A 21,121-nucleotide genomic window follows, 5' to 3' on the forward strand; every position below is an offset into this window, starting at 1 on the left:
GTTAACGACAAGACACAGTTCGATACTTTCCCGAACGCCCCTTAAGGCGTAGGCTGCGCGTTCATTTCGCCAGCATCCAGACAATGCTCCAACAATTTCTTCAAGAATTTGGCTACTTCGCCCTGTTTCTAGGGACGTTCTTTGAAGGCGAGACCATTTTGGTTCTCGCAGGCTTCTTGGCGTTCCGCGGATACATGGACCTCAAACTGGTCATGATCGTGGCATTCCTCGGCAGCTATGCCGGCGATCAGCTGTGGTACTTCCTGGGGCGCAAGCACGGCCGCAAACTGTTGGCGCGCAAACCGCGCTGGCAACTCATGGGCGACAAGGCGCTGGAGCATATTCGCAAGCACCCGGACATCTGGGTCTTGAGTTTCCGCTTTGTCTACGGCTTGCGCACAGTCATGCCTGTGGCCATTGGCCTCTCGGGCTACCCGCCGGGCCGCTACCTGCTGCTCAACGGCATTGGTGCCGCCATCTGGGCCATCGCCCTGGCCACCGCCGCGTATCACTTTGGCGCCGTGCTTGAAGGATTGCTGGGCAGCGTCAAGAAGTACGAGTTGTGGGTCTTGGGTGGTTTGCTGGTCATTGGCTTGGGTTTGTGGGCGCGTCGGCGCTTCAAAAATGCCCGCCTGACCAAACAGGCCGCGCTTGAAGAGCAAAAAATCCAGGCGAGCGAGGCTAACAAGCCACCTGTTGAGTAACCCGGTTTGTGCACTCGCACAGACCTTCCCCCGAGGCGTTGCCATCGCAGCGCCTGCGGACAGCGGGAACCTCCCTATGGCATCCAGTGCCAAATAAGGCGACATTAACGCCATAAACAAGGAGACCCACCATGACCACCAAACACGTTGCCGTTATTCTTTCCGGCTGTGGCGTCTATGACGGCACCGAAATCCACGAAAGCGTGATCACCCTGCTGCGCCTCGACCAGCGCGGCGCCAAGGTGCAATGCTTCGCGCCCAACATTGCGCAACTGCACGTCATCAACCACCTGACCGGCGAAGAAATGCCCGAGTCGCGCAATGTGCTGGTTGAGTCGGCGCGTATCGCCCGGGGTGAGGTCAAGGACATTCGCGAAGCCAAGGTCGAAGACTTTGACGCGCTGATCATTCCCGGCGGGTTTGGCGCGGCAAAAAACCTGTCCAGTTTTGCCTCTGAAGGCACCGCCTGCAGCGTTCAGGAGGATGTGCTGGCGCTGGCCGAGGCCTTCGCCGAGGCAGGCAAACCGATTGGCCTGATGTGTATTTCACCGGCCATCGCGGCCAAGATCTACGGCCCCGGCGTAACCTGCACCATCGGCAACGACCCCGACACCGCAGCCGCCGTTGAAAAAATGGGCGCGACCCACAAAGAGTGCGAAGTGTCCGAGATTGTTGAAGACAAGGCGCGCAAATTGGTCAGCACGCCTGCGTACATGCTGGCTCAGTCCATCAGCGAAGCCGCATCGGGCATCAACAAAATGGTCGACCGCGTACTGGAGCTGACCCAAAAAGCCTGATCAGCCGCGCGCCAGCCGGGTCAGAATCCGGTCCAGCGAATTGGCGAACGCCTGCTTGTCGCGTTCGCCATACGTGCCCTGCCCGCCTCCCATCTGACCTTGCTCGCGCAGATCAGTGAACAGGTTGCGCACCGCCAGCCGCTCCCCCATATTTTGCGGGTCAAACTCTTTGCCACGCGGGTCCAGAGCGGCCACCCCTTTCTTGACCAGCCGATCCGCCAGCGGCACATCGCTGCAAATCACCAGCTCACCGGGCACCGCGTGCTCGACGAGGTAGTCATCCGCCGCATCCGGGCCGCTGGGCACCACAATCAGTTTGACCAACGCATACGTCGGCTTGATCTGACTCTGCCCCGCCACCAGCACCACCTCAAACTGACGCTTGAGCGCGAACTTGATGACTTGATCCTTCGCGGCCTTGGGGCAAGCGTCTGCGTCGATCCAGACACGCATGGGAGTAACTCCTGAACACAGTGATCCAAACTCTGTAGCCGCTACCGCAGCGGCTACAGAGGCAACGGTGATTACGACGTCTGCACCCGGCGTTTTTCGGCCAGTTTGCTGCGCCCGTAAAGCACGATGATCGCCAGTATCGCCACGGCTTGCGCGCTCAGTGAATAGGCGTCGGCATGAATGCCCAGCCAGTCGAACTCGAAGAACGGCACAGGCCGTGTGCCGAAGATCCCGGCTTCTTGCAGGGCTTTCACACCATGGCCCGCGAAGACGACTGACAAGGCGCACAGCAACGCGGCGTTGATGCCAAAGAACAGCGCCAGCGGCAATTTGGCCGAGCCGCGCAAGATGATCCAGGCCAGGCCGATCAACAGCACCAGCGCTGTGGCACCGCCCGCCAGCACGGCGTTGTGGCCTGCAGGGCCCGCTTGCAGCCACAGGGTTTCGTAAAACAGGATCACTTCGAACAGTTCGCGGTAGACCGAGAAAAACGCCAGTACGGCGAAGCCAAACCGCCCACCGCCTTTGACCAGGCTGCTTTTGATGTAGTCCTGCCACGCGGCGGCGTGACGGCGGTCGTGCATCCACACCCCCAGCCACAGCACCATGACGCTGGCAAACAACGCCGTGCAGCCTTCCAGCAGTTCACGTTGAGCACCGCTGACGTCAATCACATAGGCCGCCAGCGCCCAAGTCGCCAGGCCCGCGACCAAGGCCAGCATCCAGCCGATGTTGACGCTGCGAACCGCTGACTGCTGGCCAGTATTGCGCAAGAACGCCAATACAGCGGCCAAGACCAGGATGGCTTCAAGGCCTTCACGCAGCAAAATCAACAGGCCCGAGATGTAGCTCAAGGACCAGCTCAAACCATCGCTGCCGAGCAACCCGGCCGACTCTTTGAGCAAGGCTTTAGCCGTGTCCAGACGCTGTTCAACCTGCTCAATCGGCAAACCGTCCTGCAACGATTGTCGGTAAGCCATCAGGGCTTTTTCGGTGTTTTTACGCACGTTGCTGTCGACGTTATCCAGCGAGCTTTCAACCAGCTCAAAACCTTCCAGATACGCCGCTACAGACAGGTCGTAAGCTTGTTCGTGATCACCTGCACGATAAGCCGCGAGGCTTTTATCGAGGGTTTCGCCGGTGTAGTCGAGCAACTGCGCCGGGCCACGCTTGACCTGCGGCGGCTGAGCCCGCTGCGCACGGAATGTGGCAGCGGCCCGCGGACCTTCAGCGGTCAATACTTCGCCAGGTGTCTGACGGGCCAAATCGGCGAGGTTGTAGGTTTTGTCTGCTTTAGCCGCTGCCGGATCAGCACTCAGGCCCGCCACGTACGTGGCCAGGTCCCAACGTTGACGTTCGTCCAACTGGTCCGCAAATGCGGGCATGTCAGTGCCTTCAACGCCCAACCCCAGCGTGTTGAAGATCGCGTAGAGGCTCAGGCGGTCCAGACGTTCTGCATCGCGCAGGTTGGCTGGCGGCGGGGTCATGCCCACGCTGGCTGGGCCATCACCTGCACCGGTTGCGCCGTGGCACACCGAGCAATGCTGGGCATACAGCGGCGCACCGCGGGTTGGATCAGGCGTAATGACCGGCGCCTGACTGACTTCGTAGGCGACAGCGAGTTTGGCACCGAGCTGACGCGCCGCACGGGCGACGCTGGCGCCGTCTTCGCGTTGTTCTATAGCCGATTGCAGGGCGCTCACGCCTTGTACCAGCGCCACGCGCTCAGGGCGTTCTGGCAAATCGGCAATCAAGCCCTTGAGGACCGTCAAAAACTCTAACTGCTCGCGGTATTCGGTTTCGTCGATGACCTTGCCGTCTTCAACCGTAGGCGGATAGTCCGCACCGATGTAGTCAATAAGGTGCAGCGCTTGAGAGGCGCCTTCCGGGGAGTTGGCAGACACAGCAAGGCTGCACAACGCGAGCACTGGCAACATCAGCCAGGCCAAAAAACGCGAGCGGGCGGTCATTAATAAATCCGGGTGGAAATGAGAAGTAACACATTGTTCACTTCCCATGACCGCGACTCAAGATTTTTAGGTGGTGGCGCGATGCAACGTCGCCAGGAAACCGGCCGCGCCCACAAACAGACCGGCAAAGGTTCGGTTCATGCGGCGTTGCTGTTTAGGCGTGCGCAGCAGGCGCAGCACCTTGGACGCCAAACCTGTGTAGCCCGCCATGACGATCAGATCGACGCTGATCATGGTCACGCCCAGCGTCAGGTATTGGCTCACCAGCGGTGCGTGCGGGTCTACAAACTGCGGCAAGACCGCGAGCATGAAGACCAATGCTTTAGGGTTGCTGACGTTGACCAGAAAGCCGCGAAAGATCAGCGCCAACGGCTTGCCGATGGGGCGGATGGCGGCGTCATCGCTGAGGTCAGCTGGCAGGGCACGCCACTGTTTGACAGCCAGGTAGACCAGATAGGCCACACCGAACCATTTGATCGCGTAGAAGGCGGTGGATGAGGCCGCAAGGATAGCGCCGACACCGGCAGCGACAATGGCGATTTGCAGCGCCAGACCCAGTTGCAGGCCCAGTGCGTTCCAATAACCGCGCCAGAAGCCGTATTGCAGGCCGCACGACATCGAAGCAATGGCGCCCGCGCCAGGAGACAAGCTAATGACCCAGCAGGCAGCAAAAAAGGCCAACCACGTTTCCAACGACATCGCGCACCTCGGACAAAAGCTGTAACAAGTCGCTAAGCTAATGCGCTGGATGAAAATTGACCAGATGTTTTTGCGGATATTGCGTGTAGGAGCGAGCTTGTCTCGCGATCTTTTTAAGGTCAAAAGATCGCGAGGCAAGCTCGCTCCTACAGGGGGGTGGCGTATTTAGTTATCGCCTTCGCGCCAGCGGCGTACGGAGCGCTGGAAGAACAAGCTGTTGGGGACTTGCACCATGCTGCTGCCACTGCCCGCTTCTGCTGGCTCAATCAGGGTGGTGTAAAGCAGGTTGATCGCAACGACCCTGCCTTTGACGCCCGGTTTGTCGAGGGTGTCGAGCAACTCCACAACGTCGCCAATGCGAAACGGCCCCACGGTGAAGATCAACACCGCGCACAGCAGGTTGGACAGCACGCTCCACATCGCGAAGAAGGCAATGGCCGCAACGGCCACAAACCCCGAGAGCGCGGTCCACAACACAGTCGCCGAGACGCCCAGGCGCTCAAGGACGACGATCACCGCACTGCCCATGATGAACCAGCGCAAACCGCCCCGCAGCGGCATCATCAACTGCGGCGGGAACGGGTAACGCTCACTGAGCCGGGTCAGGAAGCGTGCGACGACGCGCTGCGAGAAGTACCCCGCCAGCAGGATCAGCAAAATCTGCACGCCAATCCACAGCGGTGCAATCAGCTCGGCCGGTACCGGCAAGTTGAGCGACTCCATCAGGACAGGGCTTCCAGTTCGGCTTGCAAGGTTTCAAGCAGTTCCAGGGCTTCCATCCAGCGCTCTTCGAGCTGGCCTTCGAGCACTTTGAGCTTGGCCTGATCGGCCAGCAGCTCGCGCAGTTCGTCTTTGCGTGCTGCCTCGTAGACGCCACTGTCGCCCAGGCTGGCTTCGATTTTGGCGAGTTTTTCGTTGACCTTGCCCAATTCGCTTTCGAGCTTGTCGGCTTCGCGCTTGTGCGGTGCCAACTGCTGACGCAAGGCGGCGGCGGCCTGACGCTGTGCCTTTTTATCGGTCTTGTCAGGGTTGATCACGGTGTTGCTCACCGGCGCGTTGCGCAGGCGGTAATCAGCCAGCCAGCGGGCGTAGTCTTCGAGGTCGCCGTCGAACTCCTGGACTTTGCCATCGGCCACCAGCAAGAACTCGTCGGTGGTGCTTTTGAGCAAGTGTCGATCGTGAGAGACCACCAACACCGCGCCGCTGAACTCTTGCAGGGCCATGGTCAGTGCCAGGCGCATTTCGAGGTCAAGGTGGTTGGTCGGTTCGTCGAGCAGCAGCAGGTTCGGTCGGCCCCACGCAATCAGCGCGAGTGCCAGACGGGCTTTCTCGCCACCCGAGAAGTTCAGTACCGGCTCGTCGATGCGCGCACCCCGGAAGTCGAAACCACCGAGGAAGTCGCGCAGGGTTTGCTCGCGTTCGGTCGGCGCCAGACGCTGCATGTGCAGCAATGGGCTGGCCTTGGAGTCCAGCGAGTCAAGCTGGTGCTGGGCAAAGTAGCCCACTACCAAGTTTTCGCCACGGGCCAAACGACCCGACAGCGGCTCAAGCTCGCCCGCCAGGTTTTTGATCAGGGTCGATTTACCGGCACCGTTCGGGCCGAGCAAGCCAATCCGCGCGCCCGGAACCAACTGCAACTTGACCTTCTCAAGGATGGTTTTGTCGCCGTAGCCCAAGCGTGCATCCGACAAGTCGAGCAGCGGGCTGGAGAGTTTGACCGCCTCGCGGAACACGAAGTCGAACGGTGAGTCGACGTGGGCCGCGCTCAGTTCTTCCATGCGTTCAAGGGCCTTGATCCGGCTCTGCGCCTGACGGGCCTTGGTGGCCTGGGCCTTGAAGCGGGCAATGTAGCTTTCCATGTGCGCACGTTGCGCCTGCTGTTTCTCGTAGGCCTGTTGCTGCTGGGCCAGACGTTCGGCGCGAGCGCGTTCAAAGGCGCTGTAACCCCCACGGTAGAGGGTGATTTTGCGCTGATCAACGTGAGCAATGTTATCAACCACGGCATCGAGGAAATCCCGGTCGTGGGAGATCAGCAGCAGGGTGCCGGGATAACTTTTGAGGAAGTCTTCGAGCCACAGAATGGCGTCGAGATCCAAGTGGTTGGTCGGTTCGTCGAGCAACAACAGGTCGGACGGGCACATCAGGGCCTGGGCCAGGTTGAGACGCATGCGCCAGCCACCCGAGAAGTCGGCAACCGGACGGTCCATTTGCTCGTTGGTAAACCCCAGACCGGCGAGCATTTTGCGCGCACGGGCATCCGCGGTGTAGCCATCGGCGCTGTCCAGCTCGGCGTGCCAGCGGGCCTGTGCGGCGCCGTCCTGGTCGGCTTCAGCCTGTGCGAGGTTGGCTTGAACCTCACGCAAACGCTGGTCGCCATCGAGCACGTAGTCGATCGCAATGCGATCAAGCGTGTCGATTTCTTGCCGCATGTGGGCAATCCGCCAGTCGGCCGGTAGCAGACAATCCCCGGAATCAGGCGTCAACTCACCCAGCAGCAAGGCGAACAAAGTGGATTTACCGGCGCCATTGGCGCCGACCAAACCGGCTTTGTGGCCGGCGTGCAGGGTCAGCTCGGCGTCTTCTAGCAGACGTTGCGGGCCACGCTGTAAAGTCAGGTTCTGAAGTCGGATCATAATGGCGGCGGAGTCTACCAGCTTCCCTCTCAACTGGCGCGAATTGCACTATGCAGACTGATCTGTGGAATTACTGTTTGAAGGCCTATGCCCTTCCCGGGATTGAGCACGCGTGTTTGCGCCTGCAAAGTCAGGGCCTGGATGTGTGCCTGTTGTTGTGCGCCGCATGGCTGGAGCACCGCAACGTGGCCTGTGACGAGGCGCGTCTTGAGTCTCTGAGAGCCCTTGCCGAACCCTGGCAACGTGACGTGGTGCAGCCTTTGCGCGCGTTACGTACCCAATGGCGCGAAGCGGCCACGCACGATGACGCGCTGTCGGCATTACGCGGGCAGATCAAGGGATTGGAGCTGGAGGCGGAGCGAACCTTATTGCGGCGCCTGGAATCGGCAACCCGGGAATGGCTGCCGACCCGATCGCAAAACGGCTGCGATTGGCTGCAAAGGATGGCGGACAGTGTCGACCACCCTGATTACGACGCGCTGCAAACGCTGCGCGCCGCAATCAACCACGCTTAAGAAGCGCTGGTAGGGGTTGTAGCCGGGGTTGCAGCAGACGCCGGGGCTGGTGCAGAGGCCGCAGGCGCAGCAGCGGGTGCTGTTGCAGGGGCTGTCGCTGGCTTGGCGGCCGTGGGCTTGGCAGCAGCAGGCTTTCTAACCGCTGGCTTGGCAGCAGGTTTTGCGGCAGGTTTGGCGGCTGGCTTAACCGGAGCTTTCGCGGCACTTGCAGCCGGTTTGGCTACAGCAGGCTTGGCGGCTGGTTTTGCCACAGCGGGTTTGGCCGCTGTCGGTTTGGCGGCAGCTGTTTTGGCAGCAGGCTTGGCCGCAGCTTTTGCAGCTACCGGTTTGGCCGCAGGTTTCGCGGCGGCTGGTTTGGCAGCAGCTGTTCTAGCGGGGGCTGGCTTGGCCACAGGGGCTTTGGCCACAGCAGGTTTAGCTGCTGGCTTTTGTGCCGGTGCTTTAGCCGCAGGCTTGGCAGGTGCTTTCACGGGTGCTTTAGCCGCAACCTTGGCTGGCGTTTTAACGGGCGCTTTGGCAGGCGCTTTAGCCGCAGGTTTTTTGGCGCTGACAGCAGACTTGGCGTCGCGAGTCGAGAGTGCCTTGCCAACCGCTTCTTTAACGCGGCCAATACCTTGTGCCAGCTTCAGGCTTTCTTGAGCATCACGCTTGAGTTGCAGAATGTAGACACGCGTTTCGCTCTGGCGGTCTTTGAGCGAATCGAGCACGTCTTCAAGTTCTTTCACGGCAGACTTGGCTTTGGTTTGTGCCTTGGACTTGCCTGCATTTGCAGCGTCTTGCAGTTTTTCACGCGACTTGTGCAGTTTTTCCTGAGCTTTGCCACGCTGTTTTTCAAGTTTGGCCAGCAGCTTCTCAGCATCAGCCAACGCTTGGGAACAAGCGCTTTCCAAATGCTCAAGCAGGCTGCCTGAGAGTTGTTGGAGCAGGTGCAACGGCGTGTTAACAGACTTCTTGTTGGCCGACATGGTTTACCTCCTGGCTGAAGTGAGTGCGGCTCATACTAGACCTCTGCAAGAACCGCCGCTAGATCATGTTGACACTAACGATAGCCACGCGTTGCATAGCGTTGCAAAAGGTTGTGCTGGATCAATCTTTAAATCTGTTTGGCGCTCATTTTTGCGGCGGATTCAGCGTCGTTTAAAGCCCTGAATAAAACCCCGGATGTTGGCATAATCGCTCGCACTTCAGGCCGGAGAATGCCCATGCCGCGTTCGCTTTTATTGTCCTTGTTGTGCCTTGCTTCGTGGGCTCATGCCGCGCCCTCGCCAAGCCCACAAGCCGCTCACGACCTGGCTTACAGCTTGGGCGCGAGTCTGGGGGAGCGCTTGCGTGATGAAGTCCCCGAGTTACAGATTCAGGCATTGATCGAAGGTTTGCGCACCGCCTACCAAGGTAAACCGCTGGCACTGAGCGATGAGCGTATTGAACAGATTTTGACGGTGCACCAGGCACAAGCAGACGCCGAGCACGCGCAACCGCACAGTGAAGTTGCGCTGAACGCCGAGCGCGATTTTTTATTCAAAGAAAAACAGCAACCTGGTGTTCGCGAATTGGCCGATGGCATTCTCGTCACGGAGCTCAAACCCGGAACAGGGGCAAAACCCGGCGCTCAAGGTTCAGTATTTGTGAACTATGTGGGGCGTCTGCCTGACGGCACGGTGTTCGACCAAAGTACTCAACCGCAATGGTTTCGCCTGAACAGCGTGATTGCAGGCTGGCGCTCGGCGCTGGTGCAAATGCCGGTGGGTTCGAAGTGGAGACTGGCGATACCGTCAAATCAGGCTTATGGCGCTGACGGGGCGGGGGACTTGATTGCGCCCTATACGCCCTTGGTGTTTGAGATCGAGTTGCTCGATATCAAGTAGCAGATGTTGAGTGCGACTTTAGACCTGTGGGAGCGGGCTTGCCCGCGATGGGCTCGACAAGGTGTCTTAGACAAACTGCGCCGCCTGCATCGCTGGCAAGCCAGGCTCCCACAATTTTTAAGCCTGGGCTGCTTCTTTCTGTTTGTGTGCGCTGTGGAGCACTTCAATCAGGCAGTCTTCAAGCTCAAAACGCTCATCCAGCAAGGCGCCAAGTGTTTTGAATTCGTCTGCGAGCTTGTCACAATCCGGGCGATGGGCTTTGCCGTCGCAGTGATCGTTGAACGCCAAGGCGGCCTTAGTAATCACGGTGAGTCGAGGGTAGATGGTCTCGGCCAATGCGAGCCCACGCTTATCATTGAAGGCTTGGGCCTCCTGATTGAGCTGCTCATAGATTTCGAAATGGCCAGCAGAAACGTAATCAACCAACACCTGACAGAACTCTTTTTGAGGCCCGCGCTTGGGGTTGTTTTGTTGATCAATGACCGCTGCGTAAGCTTTCACCAGTTTACGGCGCTCATGCAGCCAGCGATCAATCAACTGGTGGACACCATTGAAACGTTCCTGAGCACTCTCACATCTTTCGAGCATGATGATCTCTCTTCCCTTGTGGGCCCATGCCACCCGGTTTTTGACCGGGCCTATGTGAACCAAAACCTGTGCTGACACACCGGCATTGGGCGGCATAACTCCAATAACGCGTGCGGGCCAGATTATGCCCGCTCGGCAACTGCTTCAAGGTACGCACGAGAGAAAGTTCATACAAGCGTTTAATACTAACTGCTACTTCCCGTCGCAGGCCGGGAGCGTTTTCGGAAGAAAAGGGAGCGCAGCAACTGGAACAGGCTCAGCATCGCCAGCCCTAAAAAGGCCAGCAGGCTGAGCTCGGGAATGCTCAAGTCAAACAGCGTCCATTGAATTTGCGCACAGGCTTGTGTGTCCCGGTAGACCGACATAAAAATCTGGCTGAGCGAAAGGTTATTCCACAAATGAGCCAGATCGGGCTGACAGATCATCAGTTGCTCAGGCGCAAATCGCTGACTGAGCACCTGCTTGGTCGCACTCGCCGCTCCGGTTGCTGCCAGCAACAGGGCAAGAAATGCATACGCCAGCGAGCCGACATGGCGAGGTGCATGAACATAAGCAATCAAATTGACGAAACAGAAAGCCTGCAAGAGATAACGCTGCATTAAACAGAGCAAACAGGGCGTCAGCCCGGCCCCATACTCCAAGTACAGCGAACCGGACAGCACTAAGGCACTGGCTAGAAAAGCCACAAGAAACATGACGCGTGAGCAGGCCAAAAACATGGCTTATCCGTAACAAAATGGACAGGCGTTTACGGTAGAGGAAAGCCATCAGCCCTTTCAAGGCCAGCCAATACGGATACTTCCTTAAGCCTGTAAGGAATTACCGACAGGCACAGGAAGCATTGAGAGAAAATAGCGTCCGAAATTTCCGCAACCACCCAAAAAGCGAATATCCCCCGTAGCAGTTGCCAAGCCCCGCGAGACTTGGCAACTGATACGGGTGTGGCCTGCTATTCCGGCAACGGCAGCGCCAATAGACGCTCATCCAGCAGGTTCAAGCCTTCCTGGAACAGTTGGTTGCTGCGGGCAGTGTCGCCCAACTGCGCCAGGAGCCGTGCAAGCTCGGCACAGGTTTCAGGATTACGTTCGAGTTTAAGGCTGCTTTCGAGGTAATCCCGAGCCTTGCCCCACAGGCTGTTTTGCAAGCACAGACGTCCCAGGGTCAGCAGCAAGCTGGCGTCCGCGGGATGCGCTTTGAGCCAGCCTTCGGCAGTCTGTAATTGCTTGACCGGGTCACTGCCACGCAGCAGGCCATAAAGCCGTACAAGGTGACTGTCGTAAGTGCGCTTGAGAGCACCTCGCACCACTTCTTCGGCCTCGGGCTGAGCGCCCAGTCGGCGCAATTGCTCAGCGTAAGCCAGGACCAGAGTCGGCTCTTGACGTTGCGCAGAGGTCAATTGCTGCCACGCCAGTGTCAGTGATTGCAGGCCCGCATCGCCCTCTGTATTGCGCTGCGCCGCCAGGCCGAGGTTTTGCCCCCAGGCACGGCGCTCCAGTTCGGCAAGCTCCTGGGCCGGCAGCACTTTGTCTTTACGCAGTTCCGGCAACAAGCGGATCAATGCCCCCCAGTCGCCGCGCTGTTGGTGCAGACGCTGCAACTGACGCAGCACCTGCACGTTGTGCGGGTGGCGTTCGTGCATGGCTTGCAAGGTCGTCAGCGCGCCTTCCGTGTCAGCGCGGTCGACCTGCAATTGCGCATGGGTCAGCGCAATAGCCAGTTCAGCCTGAGGCTGACGCTCCAGCGCACGCTCAAGCAAGCTGTCGCTTTCTTCGTAGTGCCCTTGCTCGTTGGCTGCTCGCGCCGCACCCAGGTAGTAAAGCAGCGGTTGGCGCTCGGCTTCGGCCGCACGGGAAAGGTGTTTTTGAGCACTGGCCCAACGCCCCTCGGCGAGGTCCATTTGCCCCTGCTCGATGGCGATCTGCACCCGACGGCTGCGGTTACGTCGCGACCAAGGGTTAACCAGTCCGGTCGAGGCCGTGAACAGCTCAACCAGCAACTTGATACCCCAGATCACCAGCCACAGGATCACCAGCACGGCCGCAGAGGCCCACACGCTGGATTCGTAGCGGAAGTTTTTGTAGGCGATCAGCACGTAACCTGCGTCCTCAGCGATTGCCAGGCCGACGCAAGCAGCGGCTGCAATCAACAAGAACACAATCACATAAAGGCGTTTCATGGACGGGCCTCCTGTGCAGGATTGGCAGCCGCACGACCCGGTTCATCAGCATCGACATGACGGCGCTCAAGGTACGCCTGGACCGTACTCAAGGTACCTGCGAGGTCTGGCGTTTTGACCGTGACCGGCTGCTTGCTGAGCTCAACCACCTGCTCCAGAATTTTTTTGCTCAGAGCATTGTCTTGATTGAAGTTGCCTTTGAGCACCTCTTGCGCTTGAGCCAGCGCTTGGGTGTACACCGCCTCTTGACCATTGAGCGCAGCCCATTGCGCCTGCTCCAGCGCCAGGCTCAAGGCGAGACGCACCTGGGTCAGGCTTTGGCCCGCCAGCAGTGGACGCACGTTTTTATCGGCATTGAAATCGATGCGAATGTAATGCGAAATCTCATCCCACCACTGCGCCAAGCGGCTTGCGCCGTCGCCATCGGCGGTCAGGCCCAGCAATGAATCGCCAGAATCCTTGAATTCAGGCGCCAATGCGTTGAGTTGTGCCACTTGATCGCGCAAGGCCGCTAGCTGCAAGAACAAGCCGGTGCGGTCAGGCTGCTCAACGCTGCGCAATGCCGCCAGACTCTTGGCCAATTGTTCGCGCGCAGCGAAGGAGGCCGGATCATTCTGCTCGCGCAGAATGTCATCCGCCCCCTGCACCAACGCCTGCGCGCTGCTGATGTCTTGCAGTGCCGACAAACGCAAGCTGGCCAGACGCAACAAGTGCTCGGCCTCGGCCAGACGCCAGTCTTTGCGGCTCGCACCCAGCACTGTCTCAAGGCGTTGATTCAAACGCTGCTGATCGCCTTGAAGTTGCACCACCAACTGACGCTGGTTATCCAGGTCATTGGCCGAGGGCAACTGATTGAGCCGCGCCAGCAATTGTTGTTCGCTTTGTTTAATCGACAGTGTCTGCGCGCCCAGCGCCTGGACTTCAGCCAACTGCTCGGCAGTGCTGGCTTCCAGGTGGCGCATCTGCCACACGGCCCAACCACCGACCGCAATACCGGCAGCGCCGAGCAACAGCGCGAAGGCGGCCAGACCATTGCCCCGACGTTCAGGCTTGATGACAGGCTTTTCAACCGGCGCTTCTGGCGCGGGCTGCACGTGTTCTTTTGGCAAGACTGTTTCGCTCACGTATCCATCCTTTGCGTTAGAAAGCAGGTACGGGATGTGCCCGTAGCGCCGCCAGCAAAGCCGCAGCGCTCGCGCCACGGCAATCCACAACATTTTTGGCCCCGGCATCGCGCGCTATTTGCGCAACGCGAGGGCTTGGAACAAACAATGTCATACCGCTCAGTTGCGGCCAGGCATCACCTGCCAACTGCTGCAAATGCGCAAACCCCTGTCCACTGCTGACCACCAGAGCGTTCAGGCGTTCCGCTTTTACGCGCTGAGGCAGTATTTGAGCCGGGTATGACGGCAACGTTCGGCGATACAGTTCAAGGTAGTCGACCTGTGCGCCAAGGCTGCGCAGGCGGTCAGCCAGCATCTCTCGACCGCCTTCACCCCGTACGATCAGCACCTTGGGCTCGTTGCACGCAACTGCCTGCATAAATGCCGGCAGCGCCAGCAAGGCCTCGCTGTCATCTGCGGATAAAGGGTAGCTAACATCGAGGCCATGCTCGGCGAGAATCTGCGCGGTAGCGGCACCGACACTGAACCACTTTTGCGCGGGGGGTTGCGGCCAGTATTGGCTGAACCACTCCAGGCCAAGTCGCGCCGCGGGCTTGCTGACCACGATCACCGCGCAATAACGGTCCAGGTGCGCGATCACGTCGCGCTGACTATCGCTCAAGACCAACGGTTCGATGGCCAGCAGCGGCAGGCTGCTGCTGAACACACCAGCAGTGGCCAGCGCGTTCGCGAGCGCTGCCGACTCCTCTGCGGGTCGGGTCAGCAACAGGCGCCAGCCTGTCACTCGTGACCGGCCTCGCCGTAGACCGCCTTAAGAATCTCGCCAGCGCCTTGTGCCAGCAGGTCTTCGGCGACCTGCACACCCAGCGCCAGCGCCGCCGCCACACTGTGCGGGGCACGCGCCTCAGCGCTCAGCAACGTGCCACCGCTCGGTTCGCCGACCAGGCCACGCAGCCAGATCTGCTCACCTTCAAGCACGGCATAGCAGGCAATGGGCACTTGGCAGCCGCCATTCAGGTGTTTGTTGAGCGCGCGTTCAGCGGTCACGCGCACGGCCGTGTCGGCATGATGCAACGGCGCCAGCAACGCGTGAATTTCGTTGTCAGCGCTGCGGCACTCAATGCCAACAGCGCCTTGGCCACCGGCTGGCAGGCTGTCTTCGACACTGATCGCCGAGGTAATGCGGTCTTCAAAGCCCAAGCGGATCAGGCCCGCAGCGGCGAGGATGATGGCGTCGTATTCGCCCGCGTCGAGCTTGGCCAGACGGGTGTTGACGTTGCCGCGTAAAAAACGGATTTCGAGGTCCGGCCGACGGGTCAGCAACTGGGCCTGACGACGCAGGCTAGACGTGCCGACCACACTGCCCTGAGGCAAATCGTCGAGGCTGGCAAACATATTGGAAACGAAGGCATCGCGCGGGTCTTCGCGCTCGCAGATGCAGAACAGGCCAAGGCCTTCGGGGAAGTCCATCGGCACGTCTTTCATCGAGTGCACAGCGATGTCGGCTTCGTTTTCGAGCAAAGCGGTTTCCAGCTCTTTGACGAACAGGCCCTTGCCACCGATTTTCGACAGCGGTGAGTCCAGCAGCTTGTCGCCACGACTGACCATCGGCACCAGCGTCACCACAAGACCTGGGTGAGCCTGCTCTAAACGGGCTTTAACGTATTCGGCCTGCCACAGAGCCAAGGCGCTTTTACGGGTAGCGATGCGGATTTCGCGAGAGGACATGGATCAATCCGTACTGAAAAGATACGGCTGATAATAACAGCTCAGCCAAAACAGCTTTGACTTGTATCAGAAAGTACGTGGTCGTTTAAGCCAAGAGCCGCCATCCCTTCCTGGATGGCGAACGAATACCGCATGGGAGCGGGCTTGCTCGTGATGGCATCGGCCCTGTGATTCAGGCATACCGCGCCGCCTGAATCGCGAGCAAGCTCGCTCCCACTCAGATGAACAGGCCGGATCGCAGCTTCAGAGCTGCTGCATCATTTTTCGTACACCCGCGACGTGACGCCGGCTAACAATCAATGCATCGCCATTGAGCCCCTTGAGGAACAACTGAAAATGCCCCAACGGAGTGCGCTGCAAGCGCTCTATGCGATCACGCGCCACCAGCGCATTGCGGTGGATGCGCACAAAACGCTCACCGAATTCGTCTTCAAGGGCTTTGAGCGGCTCATCGAGCAGGACTTCGCCGCCCTCGTGACGCAAGGTCACGTATTTATGATCAGCAATGAAGTAGATCACTTTGTCGATGGGGATCAGCTCAATGCCTTTTCGGGTTCGGGCACTGATGTGACTGCGCGGGCCACTGCCCGTTTGCGCAGCAGGCCGCGTAAGGGCCGCCAGTTGCACACGGTTAGGTCGGTGGGCGTCTTTCAAGGCCGCACTCAGGGCCTCGGCGCTGACCGGTTTGTGCACGTAGCTGACGCCGCTGTCTTGCAAGGCCTGAACGGAAAATTCGTCAGGCGCTACGCAAAACACCACCGCGGGTGGCAGTTCACGCTCACATAATTTGGCTGCTACCTGTAACCCGTCGAGGCCCGGCATCTGGATGTCGAGAAGAACGATATCCGGTTTCAGACTTTCGATCAGGTTCAGTGCCTCTTCGCCATGAGTGGCGGCGGGCTCTAGCAACGTATAACCCCCAGCGGCGCTGAGCAAACGGCTCAAATGTTCGCGGGCCAAGGTTTCGTCATCAACGATCAGGACATTCATATAGCGCTGTATTCCTGCGTGAGTCTCGCACAAGGATAGCGTAGACAGGTGAAGTGACGACTGTCACGGCGATCCACGCTAAGACTAGCGCGAAGGCCAAAAAGTGCCGCAAGTGGCACAGCAAAATTCACCTGTGTCTGTTGCTCGATTTAATACCGGATACGTCCAACAAGCTACAACGACCTGCAAAGACTGATCCATACGAGCAACTGTAGACGTTTGCCAAGACGAAAGTGGCCAATCGATACATTTCGTTTCGGTATTTTGTTTATACCGCACTTCATCTAAAACCTGCCGACCTGCGTCAACGCCATGAATGGCAACCCTGTTATGATCTGCAGCAACTTTTTATGTACTCCCCTCAGCCGATTACGAGCGAATCCATGAGCACCGACAAGACCAATCAGTCCTGGGGCGGCCGCTTCAGTGAACCCGTCGACGCCTTCGTTGCGCGCTTCACTGCCTCCGTCACTTTCGACCAGCGCCTTTATCGTCACGACATCATGGGCTCTGTGGCCCACGCCACCATGCTGGCCAAGGTCGGCGTGCTGACCGATGCCGAGCGCGACAGCATCATCGAAGGCTTGAAAACCATCCAGAGCGAAATCGAGGCCGGCACCTTTGACTGGCGCATCGACCTGGAAGACGTGCACATGAACATCGAGGCGCGCCTGACCGACCGCATCGGCGTGACCGGTAAAAAGTTGCACACCGGCCGCAGCCGTAACGACCAGGTAGCGACCGATATTCGCCTGTGGCTGCGCGATGAAATCGACACCATCCTGGCTGAAATCACGCGCCTGCAAAAAGGCCTGCTGGAGCAAGCCGAGCGCGAGGCCGAGACCATCATGCCGGGCTTCACGCACCTGCAAACGGCTCAGCCGGTGACGTTCGGTCACCACATGCTGGCCTGGTTCGAAATGCTGAGCCGCGACTACGAGCGCCTCGTCGACTGCCGCAAGCGCACCAACCGCATGCCTCTGGGCAGCGCTGCGCTGGCCGGTACGACCTACCCGATCGACCGCGAGCTGACCGCTCAATTGCTCGGCTTTGACGCTGTGGGTGGCAACTCGCTGGACAACGTTTCCGATCGCGATTTCGCTATCGAATTCTGCGCCGCCGCCAGCATCGCGATGATGCACTTGTCGCGTTTCTCCGAAGAGCTGGTGCTGTGGACCAGCGCTCAATTCCAGTTCATTGATCTGCCAGACCGCTTCTGCACCGGCAGCTCGATCATGCCGCAAAAGAAAAACCCCGACGTGCCCGAGCTGGTACGTGGCAAAAGTGGCCGTGTATTCGGTGCACTGATGGGCCTGTTGACCCTGATGAAAGGCCAGCCATTGGCCTACAACAAGGACAACCAGGAAGACAAAGAGCCGCTGTTCGACGCTGCCGACACCCTGCGTGATTCGCTGCGTGCCTTTGCTGACATGATCCCGGCGATCAAGCCCAAGCACGCGATCATGCGTGAAGCGGCGCTGCGCGGCTTCTCGACGGCGACCGACCTGGCCGACTACCTGGTGCGCCGCGGCCTGCCGTTCCGTGACTGCCACGAAATCGTGGGCCATGCCGTGAAGTACGGCGTGGAAACAGGCAAAGACCTGGCTGAGATGAGCCTGGAAGAACTGCGCCAGTTCAGCGATCAGATCGAAGACGACGTGTTTGCCGTGTTGACCCTGGAAGGTTCGGTCAATGCGCGCAATCACATTGGCGGCACTGCACCTGCGCAGGTGAAAGCGGCGGTTGTTCGCGGCAAGGCGTTGTTGGGGAGCCGTTAATAGTGCGAACCGTGTAGGAGCGAGCTTGCTCGCAATCTTTTAAACGTTCAAAAGATCGCGAGGCAAGCTCGCTCCTATGTATGGACTCGCCCCCACTGTCAACCCGCTTTTTCCCACTGATACCCGGCTGCATCTATGTATAAGGCCTATTTTGGGAAGCCATAATCGGCTTCTGGCCAACATTTTATGAGCTCGCGATATGCCAATTACAGTTAGGCCTCAAGGGCCGGTAGGAGCGCAGGCATAAATTCGCGACGGTCTGACCTGTGATCAATGTTCTTAAGCATGGGTTGGAGCGGTTTACACCCCGGTGGCAGAACTCTTTAGATCCTTAACTCATCGCTGCCTCCTGGCCGTTGCTCACTTGGCGGCGATACGTTTGGTCGTTTTGTAACAGCACCCAGATGATGCGCAAGTTTCGGTTGGCTAACCGAACGGCCGCCTCTTTGCGACCCAATTTTGATACCCAGCGTTGCAAGCGCCGGTCATCTGGATCCTCTGAATCAGTGCGTACCTGTCTCAACACCGCGTGAGCGCCCTGAATCGCCAAGCTTCGCAAGTAGGCATCGCCATGCTTGCTCATCTTGCCCAATCGGACTTTCTCGCCGCTGCTGTGCTGCTTGGGCACCAAGCCGAAGTAAGCAGCGAACTGCCGCGCGTTGGCAAAGCGCTCAGGCTCGGTTTGTTTAGCGATCACTGCTGTAGAAATAATTGGGCCGATACCGCGTACGGTCATCAGCCGTTTGGCTGTTTCGTCATTTTTTGCCGCTGTTTCCAGTCGACCGGTCAGTACATTGATGCGCTCGCCCAACTGACTCCATTCGCCCAGTAACTCATCTATCAATTCGCGTAACAGGTCAGGCAATGGTTGGCTGGCATCTTCCAGAATACGGGGGATAACCTGGCTGATTGCTGCTTCGCCCTGCGCCATGGCAAGACCATGCTCTAGCAACAGGCCGCGCATCTGATTACTCATTGCTGTGCGACGGCGCACGTAACCTTGCCGGACACGATGAAGAGCTTGCATGGCCAAGGCAGCAGCACTCTTGACCGGTACCGACGAGATATTGATATCTCGCCCTGCGCGCAAGATAGCCAGTGCATCGTTGCGATCGTTCTTGGGTCCGCTGCGGTGATTGGCGACATGCTGGGCTGGCAATATCCGGACAGGATTGCCTTGGGTTTTCAGCAATTGCGCCCATGCCTGAGCCCCCGGACCTGTCTCCACCAACACGGTTACGCTTGTTGGCAACTTGCGAAGAAACGTATGGAAGGCTTCGCGCGAAGAGATACGTTCTTCATACACGGTTACGCCATAAGCATCCTCGCCGGCTACCTGGAAGACCCTCTTGGCCAGATCTACGGCAATGATGGTGCATTTCGAAACATCGGTTGGCATCGACTGATTGGTCGTCGTATTCTTTTTCATGGTCTCGCCCTCGCTGTCGTTGGCTTCTAATAGAATGCCACCGTGGCGCACAGACGCCTCGGCTTGGGCGAGTCCATGTAATTACAGATTCAAGCGGTTTTGATTCGCTCCAGGAACAGCGGAATATCTTCCATTCGTTCTGCCGCGACTCTCTGCACATTCGGATTTTTAGCCAGCAGCTCCAGCAATGCCCGCGCTTGCGGCATGTCAGCCAGCACATCAATATCAAACAGCTTTTTCGCCACCATGGCGGCCAAATCCACGCTGTAGAGAAAGTACAGATCCGCCACCGTGAACTGCTCACCCATCACGTACGGGGCAAACGTCGCGCGCCGCGACAATGTCGCAAATCCCTTGATCATGTCCCGCTCAGCCTTGCGCTTGAGTGCCTCGGGCGTAGGGCGTCCGCCAAACATCACTTCGGCGTAACACAGCCGCGCAGGCAGTTCGATATACAGCTCGATTTCTTTGGCCATGGCGCGCACCTGGGCACGGGCGAAAGGGTCACGCGGTAACAGCGCAGGCCCGCATTGCGTCTCTTCGAGGTAGTCAAGAATCGCATCGGTTTCACTGAGAAACCCTTGCTCGGTCTCTAGCGCCGGGACTTTGCCGCGCGGGCTGACCGCGAGAATGGCCGGGTTCTGACACCCGTGAAAAGGCACAACCTCGTAAGCAATACCCTTTTCAAGTAACGCTAACTTGACCATGTTGAAGTAGTTACTGGCCGCAAATCCATACAGTTTCAGCATCTCGGGTCATCCTTAAATAGTTAGAGCATCAACACTATTCAGGCTAATGACTGCGACGGGATTCGCACTAAACGACGCATTACAAAATGCATCTAAATGAGTGCATTTATGACCGCAGACCAGAGAAACGTCCTACTTTCGCACTCGAAAAAACGCCAGCGCAATAGCTGGCGTTCGTACGGCAAATTGCTACTTTTTACTGCTAACCCACGCCAGAAACTCCGGCATCGCGGCCTCTCTGTCCGCAGCAATGCGCTTCACGTGCGGGTTTTGCTCAAAGTGCTCAAGGAGCGCCTTGGCCGCTGGAAACTCGGCCAACAGGTCCAGATTGAACACTTTATGACCCACCGCGCAGGCCAGATTGACGCTGTAGAGGAAGTAAATGTCCGCCACGCTCAGCGTTTCGCCAGCGACATAGGGTGAGAATTTTCCGTGGCGTGCGAGCGAAGAAATGCCTTGCAGCAATTCGGCCTTGGCTTTTTTCTTGATGGCATCGGGCACTGGCATGCCGAAGAAGGCCTCAGCGTAGCAAGCACGAGCAGGCAGCTCGATATACAACTCTATTTCTTTAGCCAACGCCCAGACTTGCGCTCGTTCGAATGGCTCGATCGGCAGCAATTTTGGACCAGGCTGAGTCTGTTCGATGTAGTCGAGAATAACGCTGGTTTCGTTGACGAAGCCCTGCTCGACGCCCAGCACCGGCACTTTACCGCACGGGCTTACGGTAAGTGCTTCGGGGGTTTGCCCGGCAAAAAATCGCACTTCCTCAAACGGCAGGCCCTTTTCCAGCAGCGCCAGCTTGACCATGTTGTAGTAGTTACTGACCGCGAATCCATAAAGCTTGAGCATTATCTATGCCTCCAGGCCGTGTTGGGGTTGGCAGCGGCTGTTATAGAGCTTCGCCGCTAAGCTGGCTAGCAGCA

Annotated in this window: 21 protein-coding genes and 1 pseudogene; 5 read left to right on the forward strand and 17 right to left on the reverse strand. The window is 58.5% G+C overall.

The genetic code is table 11. The features are described 5' to 3' along the window. Positions 1-83: 83 nt before the first annotated feature. Positions 84-704, forward strand: a complete 621-nt coding sequence (locus tag RHM56_RS22335) for a DedA family protein (protein ID WP_322236153.1) — start codon at positions 84-86, stop codon at positions 702-704. A 131-nt stretch (positions 705-835) separates the two neighbouring features. After that, positions 836-1,501 carry an isoprenoid biosynthesis glyoxalase ElbB gene (elbB, locus tag RHM56_RS22340; protein WP_322236155.1) on the forward strand — a complete coding sequence of 222 codons (666 nt, stop codon included), beginning with the start codon at positions 836-838 and terminating at the stop codon, positions 1,499-1,501. Here elbB and RHM56_RS22345 read toward each other — a convergent pair whose 3' ends face one another. The 5 genes from RHM56_RS22345 to RHM56_RS22365 all read right to left on the reverse strand — a co-directional run bounded on the left by RHM56_RS22345 (position 1,502) and on the right by RHM56_RS22365 (position 7,256). Further along, on the reverse strand, positions 1,502-1,954 hold the full coding sequence (locus RHM56_RS22345) for a YaiI/YqxD family protein (RefSeq protein WP_322236157.1): 453 nt from the start codon (positions 1,952-1,954) through the stop codon (positions 1,502-1,504). Between the two features lie 71 nt (positions 1,955-2,025). Further along, positions 2,026-3,924: an FTR1 family protein gene (locus RHM56_RS22350; RefSeq protein WP_322236159.1), complete on the reverse strand. Its 1,899-nt coding sequence runs from the start codon at positions 3,922-3,924 to the stop codon at positions 2,026-2,028. A gap of 66 nt (positions 3,925-3,990) precedes the next feature. Then, entirely contained in the window at positions 3,991-4,623 is a 633-nt protein-coding gene (locus RHM56_RS22355; RefSeq protein ID WP_322236161.1) for a LysE family transporter, read from the reverse strand. 165 nt (positions 4,624-4,788) lie between these two features. Next, complete coding sequence (locus RHM56_RS22360) at positions 4,789-5,346, reverse strand: mechanosensitive ion channel family protein (protein WP_322236163.1); 558 nt, start codon at positions 5,344-5,346, stop codon at positions 4,789-4,791. Then, positions 5,346-7,256, reverse strand: a complete 1,911-nt coding sequence (locus RHM56_RS22365) for an ATP-binding cassette domain-containing protein (RefSeq protein ID WP_019408434.1) — start codon at positions 7,254-7,256, stop codon at positions 5,346-5,348. The genes RHM56_RS22360 and RHM56_RS22365 overlap by 1 nt, the downstream gene beginning before the upstream one ends. A 50-nt stretch (positions 7,257-7,306) precedes the next feature. On the opposite strand from RHM56_RS22365, the gene RHM56_RS22370 reads away from it, so the two are divergent. Beyond that, a complete protein-coding gene (locus tag RHM56_RS22370) occupies positions 7,307-7,771 on the forward strand; it encodes a TIGR02444 family protein (RefSeq protein WP_322236166.1) in 465 nt (154 codons plus the stop codon). On the opposite strand, the gene RHM56_RS22375 is transcribed toward RHM56_RS22370, so the two are convergent. Next, positions 7,768-8,736: an AlgP family protein gene (locus tag RHM56_RS22375; protein ID WP_322236168.1), complete on the reverse strand. Its 969-nt coding sequence runs from the start codon at positions 8,734-8,736 to the stop codon at positions 7,768-7,770. The genes RHM56_RS22370 and RHM56_RS22375 overlap by 4 nt on opposite strands. Positions 8,737-8,973: 237 nt before the next feature. Here RHM56_RS22375 and RHM56_RS22380 point away from each other — a divergent pair, with 237 nt between their 5' ends. After that, positions 8,974-9,636: an FKBP-type peptidyl-prolyl cis-trans isomerase gene (locus RHM56_RS22380; RefSeq protein WP_322236171.1), complete on the forward strand. Its 663-nt coding sequence runs from the start codon at positions 8,974-8,976 to the stop codon at positions 9,634-9,636. Positions 9,637-9,753: 117 nt separating this feature from the next. On the opposite strand, the gene rsd is transcribed toward RHM56_RS22380, so the two are convergent. The 8 genes and pseudogenes from rsd to RHM56_RS22420 all read right to left on the reverse strand — a co-directional run. Further along, a complete protein-coding gene (gene rsd, locus RHM56_RS22385) occupies positions 9,754-10,224 on the reverse strand; it encodes a sigma D regulator (protein WP_322241846.1) in 471 nt (156 codons plus the stop codon). Positions 10,225-10,409: 185 nt separating this feature from the next. Further along, positions 10,410-10,943 (reverse strand): disulfide bond formation protein B, encoded by a 534-nt coding sequence (locus tag RHM56_RS22390; protein ID WP_322236173.1) that lies wholly within the window; start codon positions 10,941-10,943, stop codon positions 10,410-10,412. Between the two features lie 230 nt (positions 10,944-11,173). Next, positions 11,174-12,400: a heme biosynthesis protein HemY gene (locus RHM56_RS22395; RefSeq protein WP_322236175.1), complete on the reverse strand. Its 1,227-nt coding sequence runs from the start codon at positions 12,398-12,400 to the stop codon at positions 11,174-11,176. Then, positions 12,397-13,524, reverse strand: coding sequence for a uroporphyrinogen-III C-methyltransferase (locus RHM56_RS22400; protein ID WP_322236177.1), 1,128 nt, complete (start codon positions 13,522-13,524; stop codon positions 12,397-12,399). Before RHM56_RS22400 ends, RHM56_RS22395 begins: the two co-directional genes overlap by 4 nt. Before the next feature lie 16 nt (positions 13,525-13,540). Then, positions 13,541-14,308, reverse strand: a complete 768-nt coding sequence (locus RHM56_RS22405; RefSeq protein ID WP_322236180.1) for a uroporphyrinogen-III synthase — start codon at positions 14,306-14,308, stop codon at positions 13,541-13,543. Next, positions 14,305-15,252 carry a hydroxymethylbilane synthase gene (gene hemC / locus RHM56_RS22410; RefSeq protein WP_322236182.1) on the reverse strand — a complete coding sequence of 316 codons (948 nt, stop codon included), beginning with the start codon at positions 15,250-15,252 and terminating at the stop codon, positions 14,305-14,307. The genes RHM56_RS22405 and hemC overlap by 4 nt, the downstream gene beginning before the upstream one ends. A 243-nt stretch (positions 15,253-15,495) precedes the next feature. Further along, positions 15,496-16,242, reverse strand: coding sequence for a LytTR family DNA-binding domain-containing protein (locus RHM56_RS22415; protein WP_322236184.1), 747 nt, complete (start codon positions 16,240-16,242; stop codon positions 15,496-15,498). Beyond that, a pseudogene (locus tag RHM56_RS22420) lies at positions 16,239-16,355 on the reverse strand (sensor histidine kinase); the annotation flags it as partial. The gene RHM56_RS22415 and the pseudogene RHM56_RS22420, both read right to left, overlap by 4 nt. A 270-nt stretch (positions 16,356-16,625) precedes the next feature. On the opposite strand from RHM56_RS22420, the gene argH reads away from it, so the two are divergent. After that, positions 16,626-18,020 (forward strand): argininosuccinate lyase, encoded by a 1,395-nt coding sequence (gene argH / locus RHM56_RS22425; protein ID WP_322236186.1) that lies wholly within the window; start codon positions 16,626-16,628, stop codon positions 18,018-18,020. 331 nt (positions 18,021-18,351) lie between these two features. Here argH and RHM56_RS22430 read toward each other — a convergent pair whose 3' ends face one another. The 3 genes from RHM56_RS22430 to RHM56_RS22440 all read right to left on the reverse strand — a co-directional run bounded on the left by RHM56_RS22430 (position 18,352) and on the right by RHM56_RS22440 (position 21,047). Continuing rightward, entirely contained in the window at positions 18,352-19,419 is a 1,068-nt protein-coding gene (locus tag RHM56_RS22430; protein ID WP_322241847.1) for an IS110 family transposase, read from the reverse strand. A gap of 119 nt (positions 19,420-19,538) precedes the next feature. Further along, positions 19,539-20,198 (reverse strand): glutathione S-transferase, encoded by a 660-nt coding sequence (locus RHM56_RS22435; RefSeq protein ID WP_322236188.1) that lies wholly within the window; start codon positions 20,196-20,198, stop codon positions 19,539-19,541. A gap of 189 nt (positions 20,199-20,387) precedes the next feature. Further along, complete coding sequence (locus tag RHM56_RS22440; RefSeq protein WP_322236190.1) at positions 20,388-21,047, reverse strand: glutathione S-transferase; 660 nt, start codon at positions 21,045-21,047, stop codon at positions 20,388-20,390. Positions 21,048-21,121 lie beyond the last annotated feature (74 nt).

The organism is Pseudomonas sp. CCC3.1 (assembly GCF_034347405.1).
In the GTDB taxonomy this organism is placed as follows: domain Bacteria; phylum Pseudomonadota; class Gammaproteobacteria; order Pseudomonadales; family Pseudomonadaceae; genus Aquipseudomonas.